Source organism: Klebsiella sp. CSG-1, from assembly GCF_056521145.1.
Genome location: NZ_JBWNLD010000005.1, coordinates 420,136 through 446,408 on the forward strand (window position 1 = coordinate 420,136; position 26,273 = coordinate 446,408).

General features: G+C 56.2%; 20 protein-coding genes. 9 read left to right on the forward strand and 11 right to left on the reverse strand.

Translation table 11 applies throughout. The features are described 5' to 3' along the window. Positions 1-83: 83 nt before the first annotated feature. A complete protein-coding gene (gene glpD / locus AC007G_RS15205) occupies positions 84-1,592 on the reverse strand; it encodes a glycerol-3-phosphate dehydrogenase (protein WP_032696907.1) in 1,509 nt (502 codons plus the stop codon). 213 nt (positions 1,593-1,805) lie between these two features. Here glpD and glpE point away from each other — a divergent pair, with 213 nt between their 5' ends. The 3 genes from glpE (at position 1,806) to AC007G_RS15220 (ending at position 3,934) form a co-directional block, all read left to right on the forward strand. Next, positions 1,806-2,135 (forward strand): thiosulfate sulfurtransferase GlpE, encoded by a 330-nt coding sequence (gene glpE, locus AC007G_RS15210; RefSeq protein WP_032690433.1) that lies wholly within the window; start codon positions 1,806-1,808, stop codon positions 2,133-2,135. Between the two features lie 141 nt (positions 2,136-2,276). After that, complete coding sequence (gene glpG, locus AC007G_RS15215) at positions 2,277-3,107, forward strand: rhomboid family intramembrane serine protease GlpG (protein WP_032690434.1); 831 nt, start codon at positions 2,277-2,279, stop codon at positions 3,105-3,107. A gap of 68 nt (positions 3,108-3,175) precedes the next feature. Next, on the forward strand, positions 3,176-3,934 hold the full coding sequence (locus AC007G_RS15220; RefSeq protein WP_004868507.1) for a DeoR/GlpR family transcriptional regulator: 759 nt from the start codon (positions 3,176-3,178) through the stop codon (positions 3,932-3,934). A 6-nt stretch (positions 3,935-3,940) separates the two neighbouring features. Here AC007G_RS15220 and malT read toward each other — a convergent pair whose 3' ends face one another. Continuing rightward, on the reverse strand, positions 3,941-6,646 hold the full coding sequence (malT, locus tag AC007G_RS15225; RefSeq protein ID WP_032690435.1) for an HTH-type transcriptional regulator MalT: 2,706 nt from the start codon (positions 6,644-6,646) through the stop codon (positions 3,941-3,943). Positions 6,647-7,267: 621 nt separating this feature from the next. Between malT and malP the strand changes: the two genes are divergently transcribed. Together malP and malQ are read left to right on the forward strand one after the other, a co-directional pair. Then, positions 7,268-9,658 (forward strand): maltodextrin phosphorylase, encoded by a 2,391-nt coding sequence (malP, locus tag AC007G_RS15230; RefSeq protein ID WP_032698660.1) that lies wholly within the window; start codon positions 7,268-7,270, stop codon positions 9,656-9,658. A 10-nt stretch (positions 9,659-9,668) separates the two neighbouring features. Beyond that, a complete protein-coding gene (malQ, locus tag AC007G_RS15235) occupies positions 9,669-11,756 on the forward strand; it encodes a 4-alpha-glucanotransferase (protein ID WP_049267903.1) in 2,088 nt (695 codons plus the stop codon). A 104-nt stretch (positions 11,757-11,860) separates the two neighbouring features. Here malQ and gntT read toward each other — a convergent pair whose 3' ends face one another. The 3 genes from gntT to gntX form a co-directional block, all read right to left on the reverse strand. Further along, entirely contained in the window at positions 11,861-13,177 is a 1,317-nt protein-coding gene (gene gntT, locus AC007G_RS15240; RefSeq protein ID WP_032690438.1) for a gluconate transporter, read from the reverse strand. 347 nt (positions 13,178-13,524) lie between these two features. Continuing rightward, positions 13,525-14,100: a Fe-S biogenesis protein NfuA gene (nfuA, locus tag AC007G_RS15245; RefSeq protein WP_032690439.1), complete on the reverse strand. Its 576-nt coding sequence runs from the start codon at positions 14,098-14,100 to the stop codon at positions 13,525-13,527. Positions 14,101-14,158: 58 nt separating this feature from the next. After that, a complete protein-coding gene (gene gntX / locus AC007G_RS15250; RefSeq protein ID WP_099001519.1) occupies positions 14,159-14,833 on the reverse strand; it encodes a DNA utilization protein GntX in 675 nt (224 codons plus the stop codon). Between the two features lie 37 nt (positions 14,834-14,870). On the opposite strand from gntX, the gene bioH reads away from it, so the two are divergent. Both bioH and AC007G_RS15260 read left to right on the forward strand, forming a co-directional pair. Next, on the forward strand, positions 14,871-15,653 hold the full coding sequence (gene bioH / locus AC007G_RS15255; RefSeq protein WP_032696903.1) for a pimeloyl-ACP methyl ester esterase BioH: 783 nt from the start codon (positions 14,871-14,873) through the stop codon (positions 15,651-15,653). Between the two features lie 109 nt (positions 15,654-15,762). Then, entirely contained in the window at positions 15,763-16,032 is a 270-nt protein-coding gene (locus AC007G_RS15260; protein ID WP_004868491.1) for a YdgH/BhsA/McbA-like domain containing protein, read from the forward strand. Between the two features lie 60 nt (positions 16,033-16,092). On the opposite strand, the gene feoC is transcribed toward AC007G_RS15260, so the two are convergent. From feoC to greB, 5 genes are all read right to left on the reverse strand, one after another. Continuing rightward, positions 16,093-16,329, reverse strand: coding sequence for a [Fe-S]-dependent transcriptional repressor FeoC (feoC, locus tag AC007G_RS15265; RefSeq protein WP_032690442.1), 237 nt, complete (start codon positions 16,327-16,329; stop codon positions 16,093-16,095). Positions 16,330-16,338: 9 nt separating this feature from the next. Next, positions 16,339-18,657 carry a Fe(2+) transporter permease subunit FeoB gene (gene feoB / locus AC007G_RS15270; RefSeq protein ID WP_142631023.1) on the reverse strand — a complete coding sequence of 773 codons (2,319 nt, stop codon included), beginning with the start codon at positions 18,655-18,657 and terminating at the stop codon, positions 16,339-16,341. Between the two features lie 29 nt (positions 18,658-18,686). Continuing rightward, positions 18,687-18,914, reverse strand: a complete 228-nt coding sequence (feoA, locus tag AC007G_RS15275) for a ferrous iron transporter A (RefSeq protein WP_004868486.1) — start codon at positions 18,912-18,914, stop codon at positions 18,687-18,689. Positions 18,915-19,321: 407 nt separating this feature from the next. Further along, entirely contained in the window at positions 19,322-21,652 is a 2,331-nt protein-coding gene (locus AC007G_RS15280) for a Tex family protein (protein ID WP_142631024.1), read from the reverse strand. 101 nt (positions 21,653-21,753) lie between these two features. Then, positions 21,754-22,227 (reverse strand): transcription elongation factor GreB, encoded by a 474-nt coding sequence (gene greB / locus AC007G_RS15285; protein ID WP_032690445.1) that lies wholly within the window; start codon positions 22,225-22,227, stop codon positions 21,754-21,756. Positions 22,228-22,474: 247 nt separating this feature from the next. On the opposite strand from greB, the gene ompR reads away from it, so the two are divergent. Beyond that, the gene (gene ompR, locus AC007G_RS15290; protein ID WP_001157751.1) at positions 22,475-23,194 is read left to right on the forward strand and encodes an osmolarity response regulator transcription factor OmpR; all 720 of its coding nucleotides are present in this window, start codon (positions 22,475-22,477) and stop codon (positions 23,192-23,194) included. After that, a complete protein-coding gene (gene envZ, locus AC007G_RS15295) occupies positions 23,191-24,552 on the forward strand; it encodes a two-component system sensor histidine kinase EnvZ (RefSeq protein ID WP_032690446.1) in 1,362 nt (453 codons plus the stop codon). The genes ompR and envZ overlap by 4 nt, the downstream gene beginning before the upstream one ends. Positions 24,553-24,644: 92 nt before the next feature. On the opposite strand, the gene pckA is transcribed toward envZ, so the two are convergent. After that, complete coding sequence (pckA, locus tag AC007G_RS15300; protein ID WP_142631025.1) at positions 24,645-26,267, reverse strand: phosphoenolpyruvate carboxykinase (ATP); 1,623 nt, start codon at positions 26,265-26,267, stop codon at positions 24,645-24,647. Between the last annotated feature and the right edge of the window lie 6 nt (positions 26,268-26,273).

A 26,273-nucleotide genomic window follows, 5' to 3' on the forward strand; every position in this document is an offset into this window, starting at 1 on the left:
GTTACGCAGTGAAAACGGGGCCACAGGCCCCGTTTTTTATGCATTCTATGCGTAAACTCCCCGCAGGCGCAGGTTGTGGTGGCTTACGACGCCAGCGAAAGCTCAGACTTTCCCGCGTGCTGCGCCAGCCATTCGCCGATCCGCGCCTGCTGCTGGTCATTCAGCCACATGCCCTGTTTCGTCCGGCGCCAGATGGCATCCTCAAGAGTGCGTACCCACTCATGCTCCACCAGGTATTTCAGCTCGGCTTCATAGAACTCATGGCCAAAATCTTCACCCAAATCCGCTATCGATGCCGCCTCTGCGAGGATCAGCTCGCTGTTGCTGCCGTAGGTGCGGGCATAGTGACGCGCCATCGATTCGCTGATAAATGAGAACCGGCGGCGCAGTTTGGCCGCGTAATCGTCGCGGTCACCGTCGATATCCCCGCCGGGCAGCACCGCGGTTTTGGTCCAGGCCGGACCGATGCCTTTGTAGTAGGGCGTCAGTTTTTCCAGCGCGTGCTCGGCCAGCTTGCGATAGGTCGTCAGCTTGCCGCCAAATACCGACAGCAGCGGCGCCTGGCCCTGTTCGTCATGGATATCCAGGGTGTAATCGCGGGTAATCGCCTGCGGCGAATCCGATTCATCGTCGCACAGCGGACGGACGCCGGAGTAGGTCCAGACGATATCGTCACGGGACAGCGTCTTTTTGAAGTGTGCGTTATAGGCGTTCAGCAGATAGTTGATCTCGTTGTCATCGATCGCCACTTTCTGCGGATCGCCGTTGTACTCAACGTCGGTGGTACCGATTATCGAGAACTCATCCATCCATGGGATCACGAACACAATGCGTTTGTCTTCGTTTTGCAGAATGTAGGCCTGCTTCTGGGTGTGCACGCGCGGCACCACAATATGGCTGCCCTTAATCAAGCGAATGCCGTACGGTGAGCGCAGGTGCATCCCTTCGTCAAAGAAGTGTTTGACCCACGGGCCGGTCGCATTGACCAGGCCACGGGCCTGCCAGGTGAATTTCTCGCCGGTATCGATATCCTCCGCCTCGACAATCCACAGGCCGTTTTCACGTTTCGCCGAAATTGCCCGGGTACGGGTCCGGACCTCGCCACCTTTGCGTACCACCATCTGCGCGTTAGCCAGTACCAGACGCGCATCGTCGACCCAGCAGTCGGAATATTCGAAACCGCGCACGATTTCAGGTTTTAATACCGATTCTGCGCCAAATCGCAAGCCGGTTGAGCCGGGTAAGCTGGTACGTTTCCCCAGGTGATCGTACATAAACAGACCAATACGGATCATCCATGCCGGACGCAGGTGCGGGCGATGCGGCAGACGAAAGCGCATCGGAAAGGCGAGATGCGGCGCCATTTTTAACAGCACTTCACGTTCGGCCAGCGCTTCGCTGACGAGGCGGAATTCGTAGTGTTCGAGGTAGCGCAGCCCGCCGTGAATCAGCTTCGAACTGGCGCTGGAAGTGGCGCAGGCGAGATCGCGTGCTTCCAGCATCAGTACGGATAAACCACGCCCGGCGGCGTCTGCCGCGATACCGGCACCGTTGATGCCTCCCCCTATCACAATCAGATCTTTGGTTTCCACGTTCGCTACCTCTGGCACTTTCGTTTAAGCTCATAAATGTTCGTTATCGCTCAATATAGCAAACAAACGCGCCATTGGTAACATCAAAAAAACATTTCAGAGTGATGCGTGTAACATATTGGCGTTTATTTCCCGTCTGACGGTAAACTAGGCAGTAGAATCATGGCCGGTAACGGGTCAGCAATATCATTCCGCTATATAGAGAAAGAGCACATGGACCACTTTGAATGTATCAATGTTGAAGAAGCGCACCAGAAACTGCATCAGGCAATGGCGGTGCTGGTGGATATCCGCGATCCGCAGAGTTTTGCGATGGGACATACGCCGGGTGCGTTTCATCTGACCAACGATACGCTGGGCGCGTTCATGCGCGATAACGACGTTGACACCGCGGTGATGGTGATGTGTTACCACGGCAATAGCAGTAAAGGCGCCGCGCAGTATCTGCTACAGCAGGGCTATGACAAGGTTTACAGCGTGGATGGCGGGTTCGATGCGTGGCATCGTCATTTCCCGGCGGAAGTGGAACATGGCGCGCTTTAAGCGTTAGCACGTCATACCGTTATTCCCGTCTTGTTTCAGATGGCATGGCTGCGGATGTGTTGTTCAAGGACGTCCCGGGCGCGCCACTCCTGCAAACTCGTATATACTAGCCCCCTTTGTGTGGAATAAGCGATCCGCTGTATGTTAATGATTACCTCTTTTGCTAACCCGCGTGTGGCCCAGGCGTTTGTCGACTACATGGCGACACAGGGCGTTATCCTGACCATTCAGCAGCATGATCAGAGCGATGTCTGGCTGGCCGATGAGAGTCAGGCCGGGCGGGTGCAGGCTGAACTGGCTCGCTTCCTGGAAAACCCTGCCGATCCGCGTTATCTGGCGGCCAGCTGGCAATCCGGGCACACCAATAGCGGGCTGCGCTACCAGCGCTTTCCCTTTTTTGCCACCCTGCGCCACAACGCCGGGCCGTTTACATGGGCGATTCTGCTCGTCTGCATTGCGGTCTTTGCGCTGCAAAATATCCTCGGCGACCAGCCGGTAATGTTGCTGCTGGCCTGGCCGTATGACCCGTCGCTGAAATTTGAAGTCTGGCGCTACTTTAGCCATGCTTTCATGCACTTCTCGCTGATGCATATCCTGTTTAACCTGCTATGGTGGTGGTACCTTGGCGGGGCGGTGGAGAAACGCATCGGCAGCGGCAAGCTGGTGGTCATTACCGTCATTAGCGCCTTGTTAAGCGGGTTTATTCAGCACCAGTTTAGCGGCCCCTGGTTTGGTGGGTTATCCGGCGTCGTGTATGCGCTGATGGGCTATGTCTGGCTGCGTGGAGAACGGGATCCGCAAAGCGGCATCTATTTGCAGCGTGGCTTGATACTCTTCTCTTTAGTGTGGTTAATTGCTGGATGGTTTGATGTTTTTGGCATGTCGATTGCGAACGGTGCGCATGTGGCGGGTCTCCTGACCGGGCTGGCGATGGCGTTTGTCGATACGCAACATGTGCGAAAGCGAACATAGGGCCGTCTTACCCGGCTCTCTGCAACGACAGCGCCTTTATGCGAGTCTTATAATCCCAGGGATATTTCATGAAACAAACACAACGTCATGACGCCATTATCGAGCTGGTAAAAAAACAGGGATATGTCAGTACGGAAGAGCTGGTTGAGCAGTTTGCCGTCAGCCCACAGACCATTCGTCGTGACCTGAACGACCTCGCCGAACAGAAGATGATCCTGCGCCACCACGGCGGAGCCGCGCTGCCTTCCAGTTCGGTAAATACCTCCTGGCACGACAGGAAGGCCACCCAGACGCAGGAAAAAGAGCGTATTGCCCGCAAGGTGGCCAGCCAAATCCCCGATGGCGCGACGCTGTTTATCGATATCGGCACCACGCCGGAAGCGGTTGCACATGCGCTGCTGGAGCATAACGATCTGCGTATCGTCACCAACAACCTGAACGTGGCCACCACGCTGATGGTGAAAGAGGATTTCCGCATTATTCTGGCGGGCGGCGAGCTGCGCAGTCGGGATGGCGGCATTATCGGCGAGGCGACGCTGGACTTTATCTCCCAGTTTCGCCTTGATTTCGGCATTCTCGGTATCAGCGGCGTAGACAGCGACGGTTCGCTGCTGGAGTTTGATTACCACGAAGTTCGCACCAAACGCGCGATTATTGAAAACTCGCGCCACGTGATGCTGGTAGTGGATCACTCGAAATTTGGCCGCAATGCGATGGTGAATATGGGCAGCATCAGCATGGTCGATGCGGTCTACACCGATGTGATGCCGCCGGCAGGCGTACTGAAGGTGATTACGGACAACAACCTTCAGCTGGAACTGTGCTAAACGGCGTTAAACGCCGTATCCCATCATTTTAAGCAGCCGCTGGGCGTGCTGTACCGCATCCTGGCGGTGGGCGACTCCCAGCTTCTGATACAGATTACGAATGTGGGTTTTAATGGTCGTGGCCGCCACGTCCAGCTCACCGGCAATCTGTTCGTTGCTGTAGCCGGAATAGATCAGCCCCAGTACCTGCCATTCACGCTGGGTCAGCGGGCTGGTGCGAATCAGTTCCGGGACTTCCGGATGACTCAGTAGCCGTTCGACAAAGCCCTCATCAAAGTGGGCAAACTTGTGGCGATGATGCTGGTTGATATCGCGCAGGATGCGCTGGGCGCGATGCTGTTCCAGCTCCGGCAGCGTATTAAGCTGAATCAGCTGGCGCAGCTGCTGCGCCATGGCTTCGCCTTCAATCACAAAGTGGTTGATAAACCCGGTGCGGTTGGCGAGTGCGAGCGCCTCCAGCAGGACTTTTTGCGCTTCGCTTTTCCGTCCCGCCTGCCAGTAAAGCTGGTTGAGCAGCAGCAGGTTGCGGTTAATATCGCTCATCAAACGCAAAGAGCGGGCATTGTCGTTCAACTCTTCCAGCACCATTTCCGCCGAGTCAAAATCACCCAGCAGAATTTGCGCCCGGGCAATGTTGCGCCACTGACTTTGCAGGAAGTGGTTATTGGCGAATTCCGGTTTCGGCGTCTGGCGCAGCCAGTTGGCGGCCGCGGCTTTATCACCGACCATCTGCCAGTAGATCACCCGGACTTTATCGGCGTTTGATACCCAGTCGCTATGATAGTGACCATTACCGAGCAGGTTCTCCAGGCGGTTGAGGTGGCTGCGGGCGTTATCCAGATCGCCGCGGGCCAGCGAGCACTGCACCATCAGGGCCAGACACTGCAGCTGCTGCTGCGGCTGATAGCTTGACAGGACATCCATGCCATTACGTGCGGACGCTTCCGCTTCATCCAGCCGCGCCCAGGCCCACAGCAGCTGTGAGCGAATACGTAGCAGGAATTCATGCATCGGCAGCTGCTCGAGATGCTGTTCGCGGATAAGCTGGAAAGCTTTCTCCTGCACTTCCCAGGCGGCCTGCAGGAAGCCCTGGGCAAAGAGAATCTCGCTTTGCTGGATCATGCTCCACAGCGCGTAGTGCCAGATATCGTGGCGGCGGGCCATCTGTTCCGTCTGTTGCATGACCGCCAGAGATTTACTTAACTGGCCTTTACAATGCAGCACTTCACCGTGGACCGATGTCGCAACAATTCGGCTATAGTAGCTGGCCAACGGCAGCTCTTCTAACGCGACCATGGCCAGACGCTCGGCCTCTTCCTGATCGCCCGCATTAATGGCCACCTGTGCACGCAGGGCGTTGAAATCGCCATGCATCGCGGTATCCATTTTCATGTCCATCTCCTGCTCGGCGCGCGCCAGCAGGGTGTTGACTTCGCTGTAACGGTGCTGGCTTTGCATCAGCCAGGCCTGCAGCAGGAGCAGACGCGGATTTTCCAGCAGGTTTGACCACGGCAGCGCCGCCAGCGATTGTTCGAGCAGTCCCAGTTCGCTGTGGTTAAACATGCCCCAGGCATGATTCAGTAAAATATCGCGCAGCATTTTCGCATCGCCGGCCGCCAGCGCATGATGAATGGCTTCACTCGGGAAGCCCAGAGCCATCCAGCCTTCGGCGGCAGAGCGGTGAATTTCAGGTAATTCGGTTGCCAGCTCCCACTGGCAGCGCTGGCGCAGGAAATTGCCAAACAGGGGGTGATAGCGGAACCATTCGCCGGAATCGTCCATCCGCTGCATGAACAGGCCCTGACGTTCAATCTCTTCCAGCTGCATTTGCCCGTTTTCTTCCCCGGTCACGCGAACGATGAGCGCATCGTTCATTGAACGCAGCAGCGAGCTTTTCAGCAAAACGTTACGCGTCCGCGCGTCGACATTATCCAGGACCTCATCCACCAGATAATCGGAGAGATGGCTGGCATTAATACCGGCAAGACGACGGGCTGAGTGGTGGGCGGAGGAGTTATTCTGGCGGGCGGACAGAGCAATAAGCTGAAGCGCCGTGGCCCAGCCGGCGACGTCGTCGCACAGCCTGCTGCTGTCTTCAGCTTCAATCGGCGAAGCCAGACGACAGTCGAAAAAGAGTTTTGCTTCCTGATGGGTAAATGCCAGCTGTTGGCTGCCGATTTCCAGCAGCTGATCGCGCACGCGCAGGTTGGCAATGCCGAGCTGCGGCAGGTTACGCGAGAGCACCACCAGGGTCATATTCTCCGGTTGATGACGGAGGAAGAAGCGCATCGCATCGTGAATCACCGGATTGTTGATCAGATGATAATCATCAATCACCAGATACAGCGGGCGCTGCCAGTCGGCAAGCTCAATAAACAGCTGCGCGAAAAGCGAGGGCAGGCTGGCATACTGGCGTTTCTGCACCATGGTTTCGCTGGCCACGCAGTGGCCGCCGGTAGCCTGTTGAACAGAGGCGATCAGATAACTGGCAAAACGCTCCTGTTGGTTATCGCCTTCATCCAGCGAAAACCAGCCAAGTTCATTTTTCCCCGCCGCCCACTGAGAGATGAGCGTTGTCTTGCCGTACCCAGCGGGGCTGGTGACCAACACGAGACGGTAATTGTTCGCGCCGGAAAGTTTAGCCAGCAATCGCTCGCGAACCACGGTGTGTTCAAGGCGGACTGGGCGACTTAATTTAGACGGAATCAACATAGTTAATCATTTCGCTGTGCAAGAGAGGATTTGCGATTTTTTTTGCGCTTCGTAATTAATGACTATTAAGGTCGGCGATAATGAAAATTATTGCAAGTTATGTCCGAATTTTATGCTCTTGAATTTGCACCAGGTCACAAATTCCCAATTAAAGTCCTTTCGTTGTAAAACCGGTACCAGCGTGCGTGGTTACTGGGTTTTCCCCGCACCCGGCACAAGTAAAATGGCATTCACTCCATTTTTTCGTAGTTGTATGTTTTTATTAAGTTAATTTAAGGGAAATCTTATAAATAATCGTTTTGGCGTATTTGTGTCATCAGGCAGGATTATTTTTACACAATGCTTATTTTTATTTCGTGATAATTGCGGAATGGTGTTTTATCCAACGCTTTGTCTCGGCCTGTAACAAATATTCTTCTGATGGTGAAGAGCAACATAGTGTTTCTGTGTGGTGAATTTTTCAGCATGTTTCTGACGGAGAGCTACCGTTATAGTGGCCACGATCACACTTTTCGCTCATCCCTGCTGCTCCTCCCTGCCTAATCCCCATCGGGATGAGGACGTTGCTTCAGGAGGTCGGCACACTAACGCCAACGTTTTAGTAAAGGACCCGGATTTCTTATGTCACAGACTTCTTTTAATAAAGATCAGTTTCAGGCTGCACTGACCCGTCAGTGGCAGCATTTTGGCTTACAGTCCGCTTCTGAGATGACTCAGCGTCAGTGGTGGCACGCCGTAAGCGGCGCGCTTGCCGAGCTGTTGGCCGCTCAACCGGTGGCGAAACCGGCCAAAGGGCAGCGTCACGTCAACTACATCTCTATGGAGTTTTTGATCGGTCGCCTGACCGGCAACAACCTGTTGAACCTGGGTTGGTATCAAGGGGTGAGCGATGAGCTGAAGGCTCATGACATTCACCTGACCGATCTGCTGGAAGAAGAGATCGATCCGGGCCTCGGCAACGGTGGTCTGGGCCGTCTGGCAGCATGTTTCCTCGACTCCATGGCGACCGTTGGCCAGTCGGCAACCGGCTATGGCCTGAATTATCAGTATGGTCTGTTCCGCCAGTCTTTCGAAGATGGCCAGCAGGTTGAAGCGCCGGATGACTGGGGGCGTAGCCGCTACCCGTGGTTCCGTCATAACGAACAGCTGGATGTGCAGGTTGGGATCGGCGGTAAGGTCAGCAAAAGCGGCGCCTGGGAACCGGCGTTCGTGATTACCGGCCAGGCCTGGGATCTGCCGGTGCTGGGGTACCGCAATAACGTGGCGCAGCCGCTGCGTCTGTGGCAGGCGACCCATGCGCATCCATTTAACCTGACCAAATTTAACGATGGCGATTTCCTGCGCGCAGAGCAGCAGGGTATCGACGCGGAAAAACTGACTAAAGTGCTTTACCCGAATGATAACCATCAGGCAGGGAAAAAGCTGCGCTTAATGCAGCAATACTTCCAGTGCGCCTGTTCGGTTGCCGATATTTTGCGTCGCCACCATCTTGCGGGTCGTAAGCTGGCAGAGCTGGCGGATTACGAAGTAATCCAGCTCAACGATACCCACCCGACCATCGCCATTCCTGAACTGCTGCGCGTGCTGATCGATGAGCACCAGCTGAGCTGGGATGACGCCTGGGCCATCACCAGCAAAACTTTCGCCTATACCAACCACACGCTGATGCCTGAAGCGCTGGAGTGCTGGGACGAGAAGCTGGTAAAAGCCCTGCTGCCGCGTCATATGCAGATCATTAAAGAGATTAATGACAGATTTAAGAAGCTGGTCGAGAAAACCTGGCCTGGCGATAAGCAGGTGTGGGCGAAACTGGCGGTGGTGCATGACAAGCAGGTTCGCATGGCGAACATGTGCGTGGTCAGCGGATTTGCGGTCAACGGCGTTGCCGCGCTGCACTCCGACCTGGTGGTGAAAGATCTGTTCCCGGAATATCACCAGCTGTGGCCGAATAAGTTCCACAACGTGACCAACGGCATTACGCCGCGCCGCTGGATTAAACAGTGCAACCCGGAACTGGCCGCGCTGCTGGATAAGACGCTGAAGAAAGAGTGGGCTAACGACCTCGATCAGCTGATCCATCTGGAGAAATATGCTGACGATGCTGCGTTCCGCCAGACCTACCGTGAGATTAAGCTGGCTAACAAAGTTCGCCTGGCTGAGTTTGTTAAGACGCGTACCGGCATCGAGATCAACCCGCAGGCGATTTTCGATATCCAGATTAAGCGTCTGCACGAGTACAAGCGTCAGCATCTCAATCTGCTGAACATTCTGGCGCAGTACAAAGAGATTCGTGAAAACCCGCAGGCGGACCGCGTGCCACGCGTGTTCCTGTTCGGGGCGAAAGCCGCACCGGGCTACTACCTGGCGAAAAATATTATTTTTGCTATCAACAAGGTGGCGCAGGCGGTGAATAACGATCCGCTGGTGGGCGACAAGCTGAAAGTGGTCTTCCTGCCGGATTACTGCGTCTCTGCGGCGGAAATGCTGATTCCAGCGGCGGATGTCTCAGAACAGATCTCCACGGCGGGGAAAGAAGCCTCCGGTACCGGCAACATGAAGCTGGCGCTGAACGGCGCGCTGACCGTCGGGACTCTTGATGGTGCGAACGTTGAAATCGCCGAACAGGTCGGCGAAGAGAATATCTTTATCTTTGGTAACACCGTTGAAGAAGTTAAGGCGCTGAAAGCGAAAGGTTATGACCCGCTGAAATGGCGTAAAAAGGACAAGCTGCTGGATGCGGTCCTGAAAGAGCTGGAAAGCGGCAAGTATAGCGATGGCGACAAGCATGCTTTCGACCAGATGCTGCACAGCCTGCTGAAAGGCGGCGACCCGTACCTGGTGCTGGCGGACTTCGAAGCGTATGTTGCCGCGCAGAAACAGGTGGATGAGTTATACCGTGACCAGGAAGCCTGGACTCGCGCGACGATTCTGAATACCGCGCGCTGCGGCATGTTCAGCTCCGACCGCTCAATTCGCGACTATCAACAACGTATCTGGCAGGCAAAACGCTAAGGACAGGCCTATGGAGACTAAACGCCTTGATAACGCCGCGCTGGCGGCGGGAATAAGTCCTGACTACATCAATGCGCACGGTAAGCCGCAGTCAATTGCTGCGGCGACTAAACAACGTCTGCTGGATGCGATGCATCGTACAACAACCGCCACGAAAGTGGCGGTTGACCCGCTGCCGCCGGTGCAGGTTTTCACACACGGCAAGAAAATGTCGCTGCCGGTCGCCGGTCGTGGGGAATTCCAGTGGATCCTCACCACCGAAGAGGGGAAACAGTATCAAGGCAAAGTGCGTGGAGGGGAGACCCTCCCGCTGCCGGGCAAACTGCCGGAAGGCTATCATTCGCTGACCCTGACTCAGGATGGCGAACGCTGGCATTGTCGGGCGATTGTGACGCCGGTGCGTTGCTATGAGCCACAGGCCCTGAAAGAGGGGCAAAAACTGTGGGGCGCCTGCGTACAGCTTTATACGCTGCGCTCGGAGAAAAACTGGGGAATCGGCGATTTTGGCGATTTACGCACGATGCTGCCGGAGATTTCCCGGCGCGGCGGCGCGTTTATCGGCCTTAACCCGATTCATGCGCTCTACCCGGCCAACCCGGAGAGCGCCAGTCCCTACAGCCCATCCTCACGCCGCTGGCTGAACGTTATCTATATTGACGTTAACGCGGTCGATGATTTTCGCCTGAGCAAAGAGGCGCAGGCCTGGTGGCAATCGCCGGAGACGCAGCGGGCATTACAGGCCGCGCGTCAAACCGATGATGTGGATTATACCGCCGTGACCGCGTTGAAAATGACCGCGCTGCGCATGGCCTGGAAGCGATTTTCCGCCCGTCACGATGAGGCGATGACGGAGTTCCGCCAGTTCGTGCTTCGTGAAGGCGAAAGCCTGTACTGGCAGGCGGCGTATGACGCCCTGCACGCCTGGCAGGTACAGCAAGATCCGCTGCGCTGGGGCTGGCCTGCCTGGCCAAAAGCGTATCAGGATATCAACAGCCCGGAAGTGAAAGCGTTCTGCACCGAGCAGGCCGACGAGGTGAGTTTCTACCTCTGGCTGCAGTGGCTGGCGTATTGCCAGTTCGCCGAATGCTGGCACACCAGCCAGCACGACGCGATGCCGATTGGCCTGTACCGCGATCTGGCGGTGGGCGTGGCGGAAGGCGGTTCGGAAACCTGGTGCGACCGCGAACTGTATTGTCTGAAAGCCTCCGTCGGGGCGCCGCCGGACATTCTTGGCCCGCTGGGACAAAACTGGGGTCTGCCGCCGATGGATCCGCATATCATCGTCGCCCGTGCCTATGAGCCGTTTATTGAGCTGCTGCGCGCCAACATGCAAAACTGCGGTGCCTTGCGCATCGACCACGTGATGTCGGTTCTGCGTCTGTGGTGGATTCCGTATGGTGAAACCGCTGACCACGGTGCCTATGTGCAGTATCCGGTCGATGATCTGTTGTCGATTATGGCGCTGGAAAGTCAGCGTCATCGCTGTATGGTGATTGGCGAAGATCTGGGTACCGTACCGGTGGAGATTGTCGGCAAGCTGCGTAAGAGCGGCGTCTATTCCTACAAAGTGCTCTATTTCGAAAATGACCATGAGAAGACGTTCCGCGCGCCGCAGACGTATCCGGAGCAATCAATGGCGGTGGCGACAACGCATGACCTGCCAACGCTGCGCGGTTACTGGGAAAGCGGAGACCTGACGCTGGGTAAATCGTTAGGTCTGTATCCGGATGAAGGGGTTCTGCGTGGCCTGTATCAGGATCGTGAACTGGCGAAGCAGGGGCTGCTGGATGCGCTGCATCAATATGGCTGCCTGCCTAAACGCGCCGGGCATAATGCCTCGCTGATGGCGATGACCTCGACCCTCAATCGCGGTATGCAGCGTTACATTGCGGACAGCAACAGCGCATTGTTGGGGCTACAGCCGGAAGACTGGCTGGAAATGGCCACCCCGGTCAATATCCCGGGAACCAGCAGCGAATATCCGAACTGGCGGCGTAAGCTCTCCACGACCCTTGAGCAGATGTTTGCCGATGAGCGGGTGAATAAGCTGATTAAGGATCTGGATAAGCGGCGCAAAGCGGTCGCTAAGAAGAAATAGTGCCGCCGTTTCTCCGGTGATACCGGGGAAATGGTGTGAGAAAGGGCCAACAAAAAGGCCGGGTCGCGTATGCGGACCCGGCCTTTTTTATGCTGACGTCTGGCTTACACCACCATCCCCAGCAGCAGACAGCCAACCAGGCCGCAGACTGAGATAATGGTTTCCAGCACCGACCACGACCGGATGGTTTCGCCGATGGTCAGGTTGAAGTATTCCTTAAACAGCCAGAAGCCCGGATCGTTCACGTGAGAGAAGATAACGCTGCCGGAACCAACCGCAATAACCATCAGTTCCGGGCTGACGCCGGTGGTGGCAATCAGCGGTGCGGCAATCCCGCCGGCGGTGATGGCGGCAACGGTCGCAGAACCGAGCGCAATACGCAGTACCGCCGCGATAGACCAGGCCATAAACAGCGGGGACATGTTGGATTCATGCATGATAGAGGCGATGTATTTATCCATGCCGCTATCCACCAGCACCTGTTTGAAGGCGCCGCCGCCGCCGATGATCAACAGCATCATGGCGATAATTTTGATCGAAGAGGTCAGCGTGTCGTTGATCTGCTCCATGGAACGCCCACGGTTCAGGCCGAAGGTGAACAGGGCGATGAGAACCGCAATCAGGGTCGCCATTACCGGGTCGCCGAAGAACTCGGCAACCGGCAGGAAGGCGTGGCCTTTCGGCAGGATCATCTCGGCAACGGCACGCATCGCCATCAGGATCACCGGTACCAGTGAAGTCCAGACGCTGACGCCAAAGCCCGGCATCTCTTCTTCGCTGAAGGTTTTCGGGTTGTGCAGCCCTTCCGGAATCGGCTTATCAATGCCTTTCAGGAAGCGAGCGAAAACCGGACCGGCAAGGATAACCGTCGGGATAGCCAGAATCGTACCGTACAGCAGGGTCTTACCCATATCAGCGTGGAAGATAGTGGCAATCGCCGTTGGGCCCGGGTGCGGAGGCAGGAAACCGTGAGTCACGGAGAGCGCGGCCGCCATTGGAACGCCGACGTACAGTAGCGGAATGCGGGCAGACGCGGCAATGGTGAACACCAGCGGCAGCATCAGCACAAAGCCCACTTCGTAGAACAGCGCGAAGCCGACGGTAAAACCGGTCAGCACGACTGCCCACTGGATGTGCTTTTTCCCGAACTTAGCGATTAAGGTTGTGGCAATTCGCTGAGCGCCGCCGCAATCCGCCAGCAGCTTACCGAGCATAGCGCCAAAGCCCATGATCAGCGCGAGACTGCCGAGGGTTCCCCCAACGCCGTTTTTAATGGATACGATGACTTTATCCAGAGGCATACCTTGCATAAGTCCGACGGCGAGTGCCACCAGAACCAGAGCGATGAAGCCGTTCATCTTGAAACGGATCATCAGCAGCAACAGCAGGGCAACCCCGATAGCAACGATGACTAATGGCATAATTTACCTGGCCTTACATTTGTTATGGGTAACGTCAAATTTCAATCTTTTTCGTTTGCTCTGCCTGAGCCGGCAAACGGTGTGGCGCCATAAAATCGACTATCACTCCTGTAGGAAAGGATAGCTGGCTATTTTTATAGCAGCGGTGCCTGAAAGAGATGATACGGGTAACATATGCAGGTTGAGAATCACCCGTCGGGGTAAAATTTTAAATATGAGACTTAAGTCATACTCTTTCCCGGGTTTTTGCCGGGTGGTTCAGGGGGAAATGTTGTGCGGTAACATCGGCAGGGGCGGCCCGGCTGGGCAAATGCCGCCGGGCTTAACATCGGGAAGAGGGGGGGGACTTAGTAGTAAGAGTGCTCGCCGCGCTGGTGTTCGGTCAGATCGCGCACGCCTTTCAGCTCAGGGAATTCGTTGAGCAGCTGTTTCTCGATCCCTTCTTTCAGGGTCACATCGACCATTGAACAGCCGTTACAACCGCCGCCGAACTGCAGGATGGCCAGACCGTCTTCGGTGATTTCCATCAGCGTAACGCGTCCGCCGTGGCCGGCCAGCTGCGGGTTAATCTGTGATTGCAGCAGGTATTCAACGCGTTCCATCAGCGGAGCATCGTCGGAAACTTTGCGCATCTTGGCGTTCGGTGCTTTCAGCGTCAGCTGAGAGCCAAGCTGATCGGTAACGAAGTCAATTTCAGCGTCTTCCAGATACGGCGCGCTGAGTTCGTCGACATACGCAGTCAGTTGCTCAAACTTCAGCGCCGTGTCGGTGTCTTCCACCGCATCCGGTGGGCAATAGGATACGCCGCACTCAGCGTTTGGGGTGCCGGGATTAATCACAAATACGCGAATTTGTGTCCCTTCTTCCTGATTTACCAGCAATTTGGCAAAGTGCGCTTGTGCAGCATCGGAAATACGGATCATAGCGTTGGCCTAATAGTTGACTATTTTACTTGGTTATAATACGCCCATCAGCAGGGGTCTACAAGGTACGGCATATACACCATACCTGAACCGTCGCGGCGCCGTTTCGCAAAAGCAGGCGGGATATTTCAGCGACGGTGCTTCCGGTTGTGACGACATCATCCACAATGGCGATATGGAGGCCGCGCACCGATATTTCAAGCTGAAAGGCATTTTTCAGGTTCTGTTTACGCAAGCGTGCAGAGAGGTGGTGCTGGGTCGCAGTGCGTCGCTGGCGACGTACAGCGTCATGGTGCCAGGCGCACTGCAGCCAGTAAGCCAACGGTCGGCATAGCAGGTCGCTTTGATTGAAGCCTCGTCGCCATTGACGTCGCTGCCACAGCGGGACGCTGACGAGCCGGTCTGGTCGAGGGAATCCTTCCCTCTGGCGAACGCGTAATAGCAGCAGTCGTGCCAGCGCTGACGCCAGTTCCGGGCGACGGGAAAACTTAAGCTGATGGATCAAACCGCTCAGCGGTGGCCGGTAATCATTGACCGTCACCAGCCGTTGCCACGGCGGCGGATTCCGCAGGCAGCGGCCGCAGGGGGCTCTGCTGACCGCTGCAGGCAGACCGCACCGTGGGCAAAGCGAATGGGTAAGCGCCAGCGAGGTCGCGCAGCAGGAGCAGATTCCCCAGCTGGCGATCGCCACCGGCATTTGGCATAGCCAGCATAAGCTGTGTGCTGTTAGCATATTTCACCTCGTAATGGTGGAAAGAGAACAGTAACTGATGAACGACATCTGGTGGCAAACCGTGGGGGAAGGAAATTGTCATCTTGTGCTCCTGCACGGATGGGGGCTGAATGCCAGGGTATGGGATTGCGTGACGCCGGAACTGGCCTCGCACTTTACGCTGCATCTGGTTGACCTGCCGGGATATGGTCGTAGCAGCGGCTTTGGCGCTCTGTCGCTGGAAGAGATGGCACAGCAGGTACTGAGCCAGGCCCCGGAGCAGGCTATCTGGCTGGGCTGGAGCCTCGGCGGGTTGGTGGCCAGTCAGATTGCCTTGCAACACCCTGGACGCGTACAGGCGCTGGTCACCGTGGCGTCCTCACCCTGTTTTGGCGCCGATGGCGACTGGCCCGGGATCAAAGCGGAGGTGCTAAGTGGCTTTCAGCAGCAGTTGAGCGAAGATTTCCAGCGTACCGTGGAGCGGTTTCTGGCGCTGCAAACGCTGGGGACGGAAAGCGCTCGCCAGGATGCCCGGGCGTTGAAAAGTACCGTGCTGTCGTTGCCGATGCCGTCCGCAGAAGTGTTGAACGGCGGACTGGAGATCCTTAAAACGGCCGATTTACGCCAGCCGCTGGCCGCAATCACCCTGCCATTCCTGCGGCTGTATGGCCGACTGGATGGCCTGGTACCGCGCAAAATTGTGCCGGTTCTGGATGCATTATGGCCGCAGAGTGAATCTATGGTCTTTGAAAAAGCGGCCCATGCGCCGTTCATCTCGCACCCGCAGGCGTTCTGTGAGCCGCTGGTGGCGTTGAAAAATCGCCTGCGCAATTATTTTTAGCCGGCTGTGGCAAAAATCCCGACCATAGCAATACTTAGGTTGTCACGGGGAGCATGCGTTTCTGTCGCCGCCGTGGCCTATAAAAACAACCTTATGGAGAGTTCAGGCTATGAAACTTATTACGGGTATTGTCGCATCTCTGGTGATTGGGTCCCTGTCTTTTGGCGCGTTTGCAGCGAAAGAGATTCAAAAAGATGAAGTGGCGTCAATGAAGCTGACGAAAATCGGCAGCATTACGACCTCAAAAACAACGTCACCGATGGATGCAAAGCGCGATCTGTCGAAGAAGGCGGATGAGCTGGGCGGCAAGTACTTTGTGGTGATTGCCGGTTCGAAAAACGAGAAAACCGTTCACGCTAACGCCGACGTCTACAAATAAGCAAAAGCGGGTCTCAGGACCCGCTTTGGTTTTATTGCTCAGAGGCTTATTGCTCAACGATCAGCGTAGCGCCCACCACTCTTGCAAGCAGGCTTTTCCCTCAGGGCAACTTTTGCAGCTGCCGGACAAACAGCCGTCCGCGTCTTCCGTTATGCGCACGGCTTTCCCCATGGCTTCCAGACGACTCAGCATGGCCTCGACCAGCGGCTGCGGAGCATGCAGGTGAGCGCTGAGTTGTGTCGCCTGCATACGCCCCTGCAGGGCCAGCATATCGCGTACTTCAATCAACGACGCCATGATGACTCCTTAGTGACAATCGCCTGCCGGACTCTGACAGCAGGATGACGGCGTTTTACGCGTGGCCAGCAGAGAGATATCAACCCGGCTGCGTGCCCGGCGTAACAGAGCAAAGACCAGGATGTTAAACAGCACCACCGCCAGGATACACACCAGGCTGTAGCGCGGATGCTGGCTGAAACTCACGGTCTGGTAGTACAGCGTCGAGAGCGAGTAGGCGATGTTCAGTCCCCACAGGATGGAGAATGACATCCAGCCACGGCTGGATTCGCGAGCGATAGCCCCCATCACCGAGATGCACGGAATATAGAGCAGAACGAAAATCAGGTAGCTGTAGGCGGCGGCCGCGCTGCCGAATTTGCTGCCCATGACGCCCATGGCGCCGGTTTCCATTTCACCATCGCCTTTGCTGGCTTCGATAGGGTTAGCCAGGACGCTCAGGCTGAAGGTATCTTTCAGGCTCTGCCAGGTTTCGTCCAGCGCGGCCAGCAGTTCGTCGCCGAGGTGGAATTCCTGAGGATTAAACGCTTCGTTCTGAATGTCTTCGGCGGTGTAGAGCGTGTTCAGCGTGCCGACGACCACTTCTTTCGCCATTGCGCCGGTAAACAGCCCGACGGTGGCCTGCCAGTTGTCTTCATGCACGCCGATCGGTTTAAAAATCGGCGTGATAATACGACTGACGGAGGCCAGCGCCGAATCGTTAATGTTATCCACCAGCTTACCGTTGAGCGAGAAGCTGTTCAGGGCGCTAAGGAAGATACTGACGATGACGATAACTTTACCCGCGCGCAGCACAAAGCCTTTCAGCCGCTGCCAGGTCTGGATGACCAGGCTTTTGACATGCGGGACGTGGTAGACCGGCAGCTCCATCACAAACGGCGATGCTTCGCCGCGCATAATGGTGTGTTTGAGCATCAGACCGGTCAGGATAGCCATCACGATGCCGAGCAGATACAGCGAAAAGACCGCCAGCGCGCCATTCTGACCAAAGAATGCGGCGGCGAACACGGCGAAGATCGCCAGGCGCGCGCCGCAGGACATAAACGGCGCCATCATGATGGTCATCAGGCGTTCGCGAGGCGCATCCAGCGTGCGCGCGCCCATGACCGACGGCACGTTGCAGCCGAAGCCGACAATCAGCGGAACGAAGGATTTCCCCGGTAGCCCCAGCGCCTGCATCAAGCGGTCCATGACGAATGCCGCTCGCGCCATATAGCCGGAATCTTCAAGGAAGGAGAGGAACAGATACATCATGCCGATTTGCGGGACCAGCGGCAGCACGGTGTTGATACCGCCACCCAGCCCCTGGGCAAGGAAAACGGTTAGCCAGTCCGGTAAATGCAGGGTATAGCCCAGCCACTGAATACCGTGAATAAAGATAGCCACGGACCCGGCGTCAAAGATGGGTTGTAATGCGCCGCCGATGTTGATCGCCAGCAGGAACATCAGGTACATGACAAATAAGAAGATGGGCAGCCCCAGCACGCGGCTGAGGATGATTTTGTCCATCGCGGTGGTGAAACGGCTTGGCTCAGCGGTGAGCGTGTTGCTGACGGCATCGCAGATGGCGGCAATGCTCTGATAGCGGGCATCCGCGATATGCAGCGCCGGATCGTCAATTTCCGCGCTCAGATTTGTCAGGGCATCGTCGAGCTTATGCGCAGCGTTTCCGGCGTACTCGCGGCTGTAAATATCGCCCTCCAGCATCTGCAGACCCAGCCAGCAACGCTGACGCTGCGGGATCTCCCGCGCCATCTCCTGAGCCAGCTTTTCGGCTTCACGCAGCAGCGGCTGCGGGTAGTGCACCAGTTCAAGCGACGTATTTTGCTGGTGGCGGTCGACGGCCATTTTTAAGGCTTCGATACCGCGCCCGCGCGTCGAGACCAGCGGAATCACCGGGCAACCCAGGCGGGCGGCCAGCGCGTCAACGTCGATGCGGATTTTTTGCTTCTCGGCAATATCCAGCATATTCAACGCAACGATACAGGGGATGCCCAGCTCCAGTAGCTGCAGCGTCAGATAGAGGTTGCGTTCCAGATTTGAGGCGTCAACCACGTTAATCAGCATGTCGGCATCGCCGCTGAGGATATAGTGACAGGCGATCTGCTCATCTAAAGAGGTCTGTGAAGAGATCGTCGTCAGCGAATAGGTGCCGGGCAGGTCCACCAGCGTGACCTGGTGGTCAGTGGTGGTAAAGGCTCCTTCTTTGCGCTCGACGGTGACCCCGGCCCAGTTGCCGACGCGCTGACGGGCGCCGGTAAGCTGATTAAATAATGTTGTCTTGCCGGAGTTCGGATTACCAATTAAACCAAGAGTTAACTTTTTCATATTTCAGACTCTGCGTACCGGGTCAGGTGTTATTGTGCAACCGCTTCCAGTTCTATTAAATCGAGATCTTTTTTGCGTAATACCAGGCTTACACGCCGGGTTTCGATATGCACGGGATCGCCGAGCGGCGCGACGCGGACCACATTAAAAGAGGATCCTGGCAGCATTCCAAGGGACAACAGTTTCTGACGATAAGCCGGACTAATATCGCGAGAGAAACCCGTGATTTTCCACGCACTATCAGGAGTGAATTGCATAGGGCCTACCTGTAATCGCTAACTGAACGAGAGTTTACCGTGTGCGGTCATCGCGCAGCACCGGGGAGCATAGTCAACGGAGAAGAAGATATATTTACTATGAATGATGATAATGATAATGGTTTTTATCATCAATACATAAATGGTTTAATAATCGACATTTGCCGGAAATATACTGTTTTTTTGATATGACGCAAGGTCTGCACTGTAGCGATAAATAAGGGTAATATTTATTTTGTCATTTAATGTGTAATTAAGGTTTCATTGGTTAACAAAATGAAATCTTAATAAATAACTTATTTACTCGCCTGTATTAACCGGAGCTAATCGGTTTTCGGAGTATACCAACACGGGGTCAGAGAATAAGGGCGGGGAAATGGCCCCTGCAATGAGGGGCCGGGAAAAGATTAGCGTTTTTTACCCATGGCCGCTGCCAGCGCGTCCATCATGGCGCTGTTGCCAGCTGACTGCGCCTCACGGCCGCGCGGTTTAGCCGTCTTCGCCGCCGGGCGGTTGCCCTGCGCACGATCGCTCCCGCCGCCGCGCCGGGCGTTACTCTCGCCTGGCTGCTCGTCCAGACGCATGGTCAGTGCGATGCGTTTACGCTGCAGGTCGACCTCCATCACTTTAACCTGCACGATGTCGCCAGCTTTGACGACGGTATGCGGATCGTCGACGAATTTATTCGACAGCGACGAAATATGCACCAGACCATCCTGGTGTACGCCGATATCGACAAAGGCGCCAAAGTTAGTGACGTTGGTGACCGCACCTTCAAGTACCATGCCCGGCAGCAGGTCGTTCATGGTTTCCACACCATCGGCGAACTTCGCGGTTTTAAACTCCGGACGCGGGTCGCGACCAGGTTTTTCCAGCTCTTTGATGATGTCGGTGACGGTTGGCACACCGAATTTGTCATCGGTGAAGTCGGCCGCTTTCAGATTGCGTAACTCGCTGCTGTTGCCCATCAGATCGTTTAACGCCTGCCGGGTGGCGGCCAGAATGCGCTCGACGATAGGGTATGCTTCCGGGTGAACGGTGGAGGCGTCCAGCGGGTTGTCGCCGTGGTTGATGCGCAGGAACCCGGCGCACTGCTCGAAGGCTTTGGGACCCAGGCGGCTGACTTTCAGCAGCTGCTGACGGTTCTGGAACTGGCCGTTTTCATCACGCCAGGCGACGATGTTCTGCGCCATCATCCGCGTCAGGCCCGCTACGCGGGTGAGCAGTGGCACGGATGCGGTATTCAGATCCACGCCGACGGCGTTAACACAGTCTTCGACCACCGCATCCAGCTTGCGCGCCAGCTGTGACTGGCTGACGTCGTGCTGGTACTGGCCCACGCCGATGGACTTCGGATCGATTTTAACCAGCTCGGCCAGCGGATCTTGCAGACGGCGGGCGATTGAAACAGCGCCGCGCAGAGAAACATCGAGGTCCGGGAACTCCAGGGCCGCCAGCTCGGAAGCCGAGTAGACGGAGGCCCCGGCTTCGCTGACGATCACTTTCTGCGCGGTGACTTTCGGGAACTGTTGCTGCACATCGAGGAAGAAGCGCTCGGTTTCGCGGGAGGCGGTGCCGTTGCCGATAGCAACCAGCTCAACGTTGTGTTTTTCACACAGCGCTGCGACGACAACCGCCGCTTTGGCAGCCTGCCCGGTGTGCGGATAGATGGTGTCTGTGGCAACCAGTTTACCGGTGCCATCTACCACGGCGACTTTCACGCCGGTACGCAGACCCGGGTCGAGGCCCATCGTGGCGCGCAACCCGGCGGGGGCGGCCATCAGCAGATCGTGCAGGTTACGGGCAAACACGTTGATGGCTTCATCTTCCGCGCGTTCACGCACGGTGCCCATCAGCTCGGTCTCCAGGTGCATCAGTACCTTGATGCGCCATGTCCAGCTGACAACCCCTTTTCGCCAGCTGTCGGCTGCGGCGTTGTTCAACCGTAAACCGAGATGGTCGATAATAATCTGTTCGCAGTGGCTCTCTTTCGGCGGCTCGTCAAACTGCGGGTCGGCATTCAGGGCCAGCTGCAGGATGCCTTCGTTACGGCCGCGGAACATGGCCAGCGCGCGGTGCGACGGGACGGTAGCGATAGGCTCGTGGTGATCGAAGTAGTCGCGGAATTTTGCCCCTTCCTCTTCTTTGCCGCTCACCACCGTGGCAACCAGGTGCGCATTCTTCCACAGGTAGTCACGCACCTTCGCCAGCAGCGCGGCATCTTCAGCAAAACGCTCCATCAGGATATAACGCGCGCCATCCAGTGCGGCTTTGGTATCGGCGACGCCTTTATCGGCATCGACAAACTTCGCGGCTTCTGTTTCCGGATCGTGGGACGGTTCGTTCCATAGCAGGTCCGCCAGCGGCTCCAGTCCGGCTTCAATGGCGATTTGCCCGCGGGTACGGCGCTTCGGTTTATAGGGCAGGTAAAGGTCTTCGAGCTCGGTTTTGCTCAGCGTGGTGGTAATCGCCTTTTCCAGCGCATCGGTCAGCTTGCCCTGTTCGCCGATCGACTTGAGGATGGATTGACGACGGTCTTCCAGTTCACGCAGATAACCAAGGCGGGTTTCCAGATTACGCAGCTGCGTGTCATCCAGACCGCCGGTGACTTCTTTACGATAGCGTGCGATAAACGGCACGGTGTTCCCTTCATCAAGCAGGCGAACGGCAGCTTCTACCTGTTCAGACCTGGCCTGAAGTTCACCCGCAATAATGCGGCAGAGCGAATCATTCATCATGTCTATTTCATCTTGTGGATCGAAAATCAGGGGATAGTTATACGGACTGGCACGGCAAAATGCCAGTCGTGACACGAGGCTCTCAGATTGTTCCGGACGCGCTATTTCACATATTCGATATTGTTGACGTACCAGCTGGCTTCGCCGGCGGGCGTGTTGACAACCGCCAGGTCGCCGACCTCTTTTTTCAGCAGCGCGCGGGCCATCGGCGAGTCGATAGAGATGTAGTCTTTACGTCCGAAAATTTCATCGTAACCGACGATGCGAAAGCGTCTGGTGTCGCCATCATCGTTTTCGATTTCAACCCACGCGCCGAAAAACACTTTGCCCTCCTGCTGCGGGGAGTAATCGACGATTTTCAGATTTTCCAGACATTTGGTGAGATAGCGTACCCGGCGGTCGATTTCACGCAGACGTTTTTTGTTGTACTGGTAATCAGCATTTTCGCTACGGTCGCCAAGGCTGGCCGCCCAGGTCACTTTTTTGGTGACCTCGGGACGCTCTTCACGCCACAAATAATCCATTTCTTTTTTAAGGTTTTCATACCCTTCACGGGTGATCAGCGGCGTTTTCATTTATCGTTCTACCTTCTGATTGTCGGACACGGTGCGCGGCGATGTGCGGTTGCGCACAATTCGTAGTGCGTAATAATACCGACAGGATAAATAATGTGTCTTATGATTAAATGTATACTTAAGCTGCTGTTAAATATGCTTTGTAACAATTTAGCCTGGAATATATACCAGATTTAGCTGGTCGGCGACCCGGGCTTTTTTGAGAATACGCACTGACAATTGCAGTGAACCTTTGGGAGTATAAACAATGCAAGAGAATTATAAGATTCTGGTTGTCGACGACGACATGCGCCTGCGTGCGCTGCTCGAACGTTATCTGACCGAGCAAGGCTTCCAGGTTCGAAGCGTCGCCAACGCTGAACAAATGGATCGTCTGTTGACTCGTGAGTCCTTCCACCTGATGGTACTGGATTTGATGCTGCCGGGCGAAGATGGCCTCTCCATTTGTCGTCGTCTGCGTAGCCAAAGCAACCCGATGCCGATCATTATGGTCACGGCGAAAGGGGAAGAGGTTGACCGTATTGTGGGCCTCGAAATCGGTGCGGATGACTATATTCCAAAACCGTTCAACCCGCGTGAACTGCTGGCCCGTATCCGCGCCGTGCTGCGTCGCCAGGCCAATGAGCTGCCGGGTGCGCCGTCGCAGGAAGAGGCGGTCATCGCCTTTGGTAAATTCAAGCTGAATCTCGGCACCCGCGAGATGTTCCGCGAAGATGAACCGATGCCGCTCACCAGCGGTGAATTTGCGGTACTGAAAGCGCTGGTGAGCCATCCGCGCGAGCCGCTTTCCCGCGATAAACTGATGAACCTCGCTCGCGGTCGTGAATATTCCGCGATGGAGCGTTCCATCGATGTACAAATCTCCCGCCTGCGCCGCATGGTCGAAGAGGACCCGGCACATCCGCGTTACATCCAGACCGTGTGGGGGCTAGGCTACGTCTTCGTACCGGACGGCTCTAAGGCATGAAACGCGTGCGCTTTTCGCCGCGAAGCTCGTTTGCTCGCACCCTGTTATTGATTGTCACCTTGCTGTTTGTCAGCCTGGTGACGACCTATCTGGTGGTGCTGAATTTTGCGATTCTACCGAGCCTCCAGCAGTTTAATAAGGTGCTGGCATACGAAGTGCGTATGCTGATGACCGATAAACTGCAGCTGGAGGATGGTACCCAGCTGGTGGTGCCGCCGGCGTTTCGCCGCGAAATTTATCGCGAGCTGGGCATTTCGCTCTATTCCAATGAAGCGGCGGAAGACGCAGGCCTGCGCTGGGCGCAGCATTATGAGTTTTTAAGTCAGCAGATGGCGCACCAGCTCGGTGGGCCAACCGAAGTGCGGGTCGAGGTTAACAAAAGCTCCCCCGTGGTGTGGTTGAAAACCTGGCTGTCGCCCAATATTTGGGTACGCGTACCGCTGACGGAAATCCACCAGGGCGACTTCTCGCCGCTGTTCCGCTATACCCTGGCGATTATGCTGCTGGCGATCGGCGGCGCCTGGCTGTTTATCCGTATTCAGAACCGGCCGCTGGTCGATCTTGAACATGCGGCGTTGCAGGTCGGGCGGGGCATCATTCCACCGCCGCTGCGGGAGTACGGTGCATCCGAAGTGCGTTCGGTCACCCGGGCCTTTAACCACATGGCCGCAGGCGTAAAACAGCTGGCAGACGATCGTACGCTGTTAATGGCTGGCGTCAGCCACGATCTGCGTACGCCGCTGACGCGTATTCGTCTGGCGACGGAGATGATGGGGGAAGAGGACGGTTACCTTGCCGAGTCGATCAATAAAGATATCGAAGAGTGTAACGCCATCATCGAGCAGTTTATTGATTACCTGCGCACGGGCCAGGAGATGCCGATGGAGCTGGCGGACCTTAACTCCGTGCTGGGTGAGGTTATCGCGGCAGAAAGCGGTTACGAACGTGAAATCGCGACGGACCTGCAGGCCGGCGAGATTCCGCTGCGCATCCATCCGCTCTCTATCAAGCGTGCGCTGGCTAATATGGTGGTTAACGCCGCGCGGTATGGCAACGGCTGGATTAAGGTCAGCAGCGGTAGCGAAGCCAGCAGCGCCTGGTTCCAGGTTGAGGATGATGGTCCGGGGATTAAGCCGGAACAACGCGAGCATCTGTTCCAGCCGTTTGTGCGTGGCGATAGCGCCCGCAGCACCAGCGGTACCGGGCTGGGACTGGCGATTGTGCAGCGTATTATCGATAACCATAACGGTCGCCTGGAGATTGGCTCCAGCGAGCGGGGCGGGCTGTTAATTCGAGCCTGGCTGCCGGTTCCGGTTCAACGTGCGTTAATGCCGACGAAACAGAGCAAAGAGAGTTAAGCGGCCGCTCGCGGCTGCCTGAATCGCGCGAGTCGGCGCGAGAGCATAAAAAAAGCCGGGCATTGCCCGGCTTATTCTTTATGGATACACGGTTAGCGTTTCGGACCGGCAGCGACCAGCGCGGCGCCCGCTTGCGTATCGGTGTACTTCTCGAAGTTCTCTACGAACAGCTTCGCCAGCTGCTCGGCCTTCTCCTGCCACTGCTCTGGCGAACCGTAGGTGTTGCGCGGGTCGAGGATGTGCGTATCGACACCTGGCAGCGAGATTGGGATCTGCAAATCGAACATCGGCAGCGTGAAGGTTTCCGCATCGTCCAGCGACCCGTCAAGAATGGCGTCAATAATGGCGCGAGTATCTTTAATCGAGATACGTTTGCCGGTGCCATTCCAGCCGGTGTTGACCAGATAAGCCTGCGCGCCGGACGCCTGCATGCGCTTCACCAGGACTTCCGCATACTGCGTCGGGTGCAGCGACAAAAACGCGGCGCCGAAGCAGGCGGAGAAGGTTGGCGTCGGCTCGGTGACGCCACGCTCGGTACCGGCCAGTTTAGCGGTAAAGCCAGAGAGGAAGTGATACTGGGTCTGATCTGCCGTCAGGCGCGATACCGGCGGCAGTACGCCGAATGCATCCGCGGTCAGGAAGATAACTTTGGTGGCATGGCCCGCTTTCGAGATCGGCTTAACGATGTTCTCGATATGATCGATCGGGTAGGAGACACGGGTGTTCTCGGTTTTCGAACCATCGTCGAAATCAATCGTGCCGTCCGCGCGAACCACCACGTTTTCCAGCAGCGCATCACGACGAATCGCGTGATAGATATCTGGCTCTGCGGCTTCGGAGAGTTTAATGGTCTTGGCATAGCAGCCGCCTTCGAAGTTGAAGACGCCATCGTCATCCCAGCCGTGTTCGTCATCGCCGATCAGGCGGCGTTTCGGATCGGTGGAAAGGGTGGTTTTACCGGTGCCGGAGAGGCCAAAGAAGACCGCCACGTCGCCTTTCTCGCCAACGTTAGCGGAACAGTGCATCGACGCGATACCCTGCAGCGGCAGCAGGTAGTTCATGATAGAGAACATCCCTTTCTTCATTTCGCCGCCGTACCAGGTCCCGCCGATCAGCTGGATCCGCTCCGTCAGGTTGAAGGCAACGAAGTTTTCAGAGTTGAGTCCCTGCTCCTTCCACTGCGGGTTGGTGCATTTGGCGCCGTTCATCACGATGAAATCCGGCTTAAAGTTGGCCAGTTCTTCATCGCCTGGGCGAATAAACATGTTCTTGACGAAGTGTGCCTGCCAGGCCACTTCGGTAATGAAGCGTACGCTCAGACGTGTGTCGGCATTGGCGCCGCAGAACGCATCAACGATGAACAGACGCTTGCCGGAAAGCTGATGAGTGACCAGATCTTTCAGGTGCTGCCAGGTTTCCTGAGAGAGCGGTTTGTTGTCGTTTTTACCGTTGCCTTTATCAGACCACCACACGGTATCGCGAGTTGTATCGTCACGAACGATATATTTATCTTTCGGCGAGCGACCGGTAAAAATACCGGTATCGACGGCGATCGCTCCCAGATTGGTTAGTACGCCGCGCTCATACCCTTCCAGAGTGGGATCGAGTTCTTCTTGATACAACGTATCGTAACTAGGGTTGTGGACGATATCCTGGACGTCATTGATACCATAAGCCTTGAGATCCTGCGGGGTTAAACCATTATTAACGCGCATGTCACT